General features: G+C 65.5%; 6 protein-coding genes. All 6 read right to left on the bottom strand.

The window, feature by feature from the left end:
* Positions 1–528 (bottom strand): acyl-CoA dehydrogenase family protein (locus C6P61_RS16980; RefSeq protein WP_146115088.1); only part of this gene is annotated, 528 nt, incomplete at its 3' end.
* Between the two features lie 36 nt (positions 529–564).
* Positions 565–1518, bottom strand: coding sequence for a branched-chain amino acid ABC transporter permease (locus C6P61_RS16975; RefSeq protein WP_105731087.1), 954 nt, complete (start codon positions 1516–1518; stop codon positions 565–567).
* 9 nt (positions 1519–1527) lie between these two features.
* A complete protein-coding gene (locus tag C6P61_RS16970; RefSeq protein WP_105731086.1) occupies positions 1528–2412 on the bottom strand; it encodes a branched-chain amino acid ABC transporter permease in 885 nt (294 codons plus the stop codon).
* Between the two features lie 73 nt (positions 2413–2485).
* Positions 2486–3703, bottom strand: coding sequence for an ABC transporter substrate-binding protein (locus tag C6P61_RS16965; protein WP_105731085.1), 1218 nt, complete (start codon positions 3701–3703; stop codon positions 2486–2488).
* Positions 3704–3739: 36 nt separating this feature from the next.
* Complete coding sequence (locus C6P61_RS16960; RefSeq protein ID WP_105731084.1) at positions 3740–4462, bottom strand: ABC transporter ATP-binding protein; 723 nt, start codon at positions 4460–4462, stop codon at positions 3740–3742.
* Positions 4459–5211, bottom strand: a complete 753-nt coding sequence (locus C6P61_RS16955) for an ABC transporter ATP-binding protein (RefSeq protein WP_105731083.1) — start codon at positions 5209–5211, stop codon at positions 4459–4461. Before C6P61_RS16955 ends, C6P61_RS16960 begins: the two co-directional genes overlap by 4 nt.
* Positions 5212–5298 lie beyond the last annotated feature (87 nt).

Below are 5298 nucleotides of genomic sequence, written 5' to 3'. Positions count from 1 at the left end.
GCGCACTGCTGCCAGGTCCGAGCCGGCCTGCGGCTCGGTCAGGTTCATGGTACCGGTCCACTGGCCCGAGATCAGCTGCGGTGCGTATTTCTGCCGCAGCTCGTCGCTGGCGGCGGTCAGCAGCGCCTCGATCGCGCCATCGGTCAGCATCGGGCACAGCGCGAACGACAGGCTCGACGCATGCAGCATCTCGGTGCAGGCGGTCGCGATCAGCTTCGGCAGGCCCTGGCCGCCGTACTCGGTCGGGTGGATCACGCCTTGCCAGCCGCCTTCGATGAACTGGCGGTAGGCCTGCTGGAAGCCGGGCGTGGTCGTGACCTGGCCGTCCTTGAACGAGGAAGGGTTGCGGTCGCCCTCCCAGTTCAGCGGGGCCACGATGTCCTGGCAGAAGCGGGCCGACTCCTCGAGCACGGCCTGGGCGGTGTCGAGGTCGTAGTCCTCGAAGCCGGGCAGGGCAGCGACCTGGCCGATGCCGGCGAGGTCCTGCATGACGAACAGCATGTCCTTGATCGGGGCTTGGTAACTCATGCGTCTGGTCCTTTTTCGGGCTGGGGGCGGGCGGCTTCAGCGGCCCTTGCCCTGCAGCATGGCCTTGATTTCGCCGACGATGCCGCGCCGGAACGCGAGCACGCAGACCACGAACATGCCACCCATGATGACCGTGACCCAGGAGCCGACCTTGTCGGCCAGCTGGTTCTCGAGACCGATGATGGTCATGGCGCCGACCACGGGGCCGAGCAGCGTGCCAAGCCCGCCCAGCAGCGTCATCAGCACCACCTGGCCCGAGGTGTGCCAGTGCACATCGCCGAGCGAGGCCAGCTGGAACACCAGCGACTTGGTTGAGCCGGCCAGTCCGGTCAGTGCCGCCGACAGCACGAAGGCAATCAGCTTGAAGCGCGCCACGTCATAGCCGAGCGAGGTCGCGCGCGCCTCGTTGTCGCGGATCGCCTTCAGGATCTGGCCGAACGGCGAGTGGATGGTCCGGTGTATCAGCGCAAAGCCGAGCAGGAACACCGCCAGCACGAAGTAGTACATCGCGAGGTTGTCCGACAGGTCGATCAGGCCGAACAGCTGGCCGCGCGGGATGCCCTGCATGCCATCCTCGCCGCCCGTGAAGCCCATCTGCAGCGCCAGGAAGTACACGATCTGCGCCAGGCCCAGCGTGATCATCGCGAAGTAGATGCCGGCGCGCCGGATCGCGACCAGGCCGAACACGGCGCCGAGCAGGCCGCCGAACAGCGTGCCGGCCAGCAGGCCGATCTCGGGCGTGGCGCCGAGGTCACGGCACAGATAGCCGGTGATGTAGGCCGAGCCGCCGAAGAACGCCGCATGGCCGAACGACAGCAGGCCGGAGAATCCCAGCATCAGGTTGAAGGCACAGGCGAACAACGCGAAGCACAGCAGCTTCATCAGCAGGGTCGGATAGACCAGGAACGGCGCGATCAGGCCGACCAGGATCAGGCCGGCAAACAGCAGCACGGTCTGGCGGCTGGAGTGGGAGTGTGTAGGAGTTGTCATCGGAAATCCTCAGGCCTGCTTGCCGAACAAGCCGGCGGGTTTGACCAGCAGCACCAGCACCATGATCAGGAAAATCACCACCGCCGAGGCTTCCGGATAGAACACCTTGGTCAGGCCCTCGATCACGCCCAGGCCCAGTCCGGTCACGATCGAGCCCAGGATCGACCCCATGCCACCGATCACCACCACGGCAAACACCACGATGATCAGGTTCGAGCCCATGACCGGATTGACCTGCATGATCGGCGCGGCCAGCACGCCGGCAAAGGCGGCCAGCGCGGCGCCAGCGGCATAGGTGGCGGTCACCAGCACCGGCACGTTGATGCCGAGCGCCTGGACCAGGTCGGGGCGCTGGGTCGCTGCGCGCAGCGTGGCGCCCAGGCTGGTGCGCTCGATCACGTACCAGGCCACCAGGCAGACCGTCAGTGCCGCGACCACGACCCAGCCGCGGTAGATCGGCAGGTACATGAAGCCCAGCTGCATGCCGCCTTGCAGCAGTTCCGGCGCCTCGTAGGACTCGCCCGAGACACCGAAGAAGTTCTTGAACAGGCCCTCGGCCATCAGCGCCAGGCCGAAGGTCAGCAGCAGACCGTACAGATGGTCGAGCTGATACAGGCGCTTGAGCATGCTGCGCTCGATCACGACCGCCAACGCGCCGACCAGCAGCGGCGACAGCACCAGCGCCAGCCAGTAGTTGATGCCCAGGTAGTTCAGTCCGAGCCAGGCACCGAAGGCGCCGAGCATGTACTGGGCGCCATGGGCGAAGTTGATGATGTTGAGCAGGCCGAAGATGATGGCCAGTCCCAGGCTCAGCACGGCATAGAAGGAGCCGTTGATCAGGCCCAGCAGTAGCTGACCGAAAAAGGCCTGTGACGGGATGCCGAAGATTTCCATGGCTTGTGACCTTGAAGCGGGTGGGGCAGGAGCGCCAGGTCCCGCAGGACCCGGCGCGGGTCAGGCACAGGCCTTATTTCTTGATCAGCGCGCAGCGCGAAGCCGACAGCGGCTGGAAGGCCTCGGCCGCCGGAATGGTCGCCTTGACATGGTAGTAGTCCCAGGGCGTCTTCGACTCGGCCGGCTTCTTGACCTGCAGCAGGTACATGTCGTGCACCATGCGGCCGTCATCGCGGATCTTGCCGTTCTTGGCGAAGAAGTCGTTGATCGGCGTCTTCTTCATCTGCGTCATCACCTTGGCGGTGTCATCGGTTCCCGTCGCCTTGACCGCCTTCAGGTAATGCATGGTCGAGGAATACTGGCCGGCCTGCACCATGGTCGGCATGCGCTTGTGCTGGTCGAAGAAGCGCTTAGACCAGGCCCGGGTCTCGTTGTTGAGGTCCCAGTAGAAGCCTTCGGTCAGGTACATGTTCTGGGTGTTCTTCAGACCCAGCGAATGCACGTCGGTGATGAAGACCAGCAGGCCGGCAAGCGACTGCTTGGGCGTGATGCCGAACTCGGCCGCCTGCTTGATCGAGTTGATCGTGTCGCCGCCCGCGTTGGCCAGGCCGATGACCTGCGCGCCCGAGGACTGGGCCTTGAGCAGGTAGGACGAGAAGTCGTTGCCCGGGAAGGGATGGCGCACCGCGCCCATCACCTCGCCGCCATTGGCCTTGACCACGTCGGAGGCATCCTTCTCGAGTGCATGGCCGAAGGCGTAGTCCGCCGTCAGGAAGAACCATTTCTTGCCGCCGGCCTGGGTCACGGCCTTGGCGGTGCCGTTGGCCAGCGCGTAGGTGTCGTAGGTCCAGTGCACCGAGACATCGTTGCAGCTCTCGTTGGTGATCGCGGTCGAGCCCGGGCCCGACATCAGCACGATCTTGTTCTTGTCCTTGGCGATCTTCTGCACCGCCAGCGCGACCGAGGTCGTCACCAGTTCGCTGGCCACGTCGACCTTGTCGCGCTCGAACCACTCGCGCGCCTTGTTGGCCGCGATGTCGCCCTTGTTCTGGTGGTCGGCCGAGACCAGCTCGACCTTGAAGCCCGGCTTTTCGGCCGCGACGAAGTCGTCGATCGCCATCTTGGTCGCCAGCACGGCGCCCTTGCCCGCCAGGTCGGAATAGGTGCCGGACAGGTCGGTCAGCACGCCGATCTTGACCACGCCGTCGGACACCTGGGCCTGGGCCGTGCCGGCCAGCAGGGCCAGGGCGGCCACCTGGGCGGCGGCTTGAGCGATATGTTTGAGTTTCATGCTTGTCTCCTGGTCGTTATGGGAATGATTCGGGCGTCAGACGCCCAGTAGTTGATGCAGCTCGCCGGTGCGCGCCGCCAGCTCTTCCTTGGGCACGGTCATCACCACATGGCCGTGTTCGAGCACGTAATGCCGATCCGCCAACGGGGCGGCAAAGCGGAAATTCTGCTCGACCAGCACGATGGTGTAGCCGCGCGACTTGAGCAGCCGGATCACCTCGCCGAGCTTCTTGACGATCACCGGCGCCAGGCCCTCGGTGATCTCGTCGAGCAGCAGCACCTTGGCGCCGGTGCGCAGGATGCGCGCCATCGCCAGCATCTGCTGCTCGCCGCCCGACAGGCGTGTGCCCGGGCTGTTGCGCCGTTCCTTGAGGTTGGGGAACAGCTCGTAGATCTCTTCGAGCGTCATGCCGCCGCTGGCCACCACCGGCGGCAGCAGCAGGTTCTCCTCGGTGCTGAGGCCGGCGAAGATGCCGCGCTCCTCCGGGCAGTAGCCCAGCCCCAGGCGAGCGATCCGGTGCGGCGCGGTCTGGTTGATCTCGGTGCCGTTGAACATGACCGAGCCGCTGCGTCGGCCCACCAGGCCCAGCATCGCCTTGAGCGTGGTCGAACGGCCCGAGCCGTTGCGCCCGAGCAGGGTCACGAGCTCGCCGCGGTTCACATGCAGGTCGATGCCGTGCAGGATGTGCGACTCGCCATAGAAGGCGTGCAGCCCGGTCACGCGCAGCATCTCGCCGTTGGGGTTGAAGGCGCTGCTCATGCGTCGACTCCTACGTAAGCTTCGAGCACGCGCGGGTCGTTCGAGACCGTGGCGTAGTCGCCCTCGGCCAGCACGGCGCCGCGCTGCAATACGGTGATGCGGTCGCACAGGGTCTCGACCACCGACAGGTTGTGCTCGACCATCAGGATGGTCCGGTTGGCCGAGATCTTCTGGATCAGCTCCACCACCCGCCCGACATCCTCGTGGCCCATGCCCTGGGTCGGCTCGTCGAGCAGCATCAGCTCGGGATCGAGCGCCAGCGTGGTGGCGATCTCGAGCGCGCGCTTGCGCCCGTACGGCATCTCCACCGTCACGATGTCGGCGAACTGGGCCAGGTCAACCGCTTCGAGCAGCTCCATCGCGCGCCCGTTGAGCGCGTCGAGCCGCTTTTGCGACGACCAGAAGTTGAACGAGTCGGTTCGCTTGCGCTGCAGTCCGACCCGCACGTTCTCCAGTGCCGTCAGATGCGCAAAGGTGGCCGAGATCTGGAACGAGCGGATCATGCCGCGCCGCGCCACCTGGACCTGGCTTTCGCGCGTGATGTCCTGGCCCTTGAACTGGATCTGGCCGCTGCTGGCGGCATGAACCTTGGTCAGCAGGTTGAACACCGTGGTCTTGCCGGCGCCGTTGGGGCCGATCAGCGCATGGATGCTGCCGCGCTCGACCTCGAGGTTGACGTCCGAGACCGCCTTGAAGCCCAGGAATTCCTTGGTCAGGCCCCGGGTTTGCAGAATGATGTCTTTGTTCATGAGTCCTTCCGCGCGGGGCGTCATTCGATGGCGCTGGCCGACTTGATCTGGCTGCGCAGCACGAACTTCTGGATCTTGCCGGTCGAG

It is taken from the genome of Malikia spinosa, from assembly GCF_002980625.1.
Taxonomy (GTDB): Bacteria; Pseudomonadota; Gammaproteobacteria; order Burkholderiales; family Burkholderiaceae_C; genus Malikia; species Malikia spinosa.
Note: the sequence above shows the minus strand (reverse complement) of the source record. Positions and strands in the feature narration are given on the sequence as shown.

Coding starts and splice junctions, on each gene's coding strand:
- C6P61_RS16975 (WP_105731087.1), bottom strand. CDS start 1,518: ATGACAACTCCTACACACTCCCACTCCAGCCGCCAGACCGTGCTGCTG.
- C6P61_RS16970 (WP_105731086.1), bottom strand. CDS start 2,412: ATGGAAATCTTCGGCATCCCGTCACAGGCCTTTTTCGGTCAGCTACTG.
- C6P61_RS16965 (WP_105731085.1), bottom strand. CDS start 3,703: ATGAAACTCAAACATATCGCTCAAGCCGCCGCCCAGGTGGCCGCCCTG.
- C6P61_RS16960 (WP_105731084.1), bottom strand. CDS start 4,462: ATGAGCAGCGCCTTCAACCCCAACGGCGAGATGCTGCGCGTGACCGGG.
- C6P61_RS16955 (WP_105731083.1), bottom strand. CDS start 5,211: ATGAACAAAGACATCATTCTGCAAACCCGGGGCCTGACCAAGGAATTC.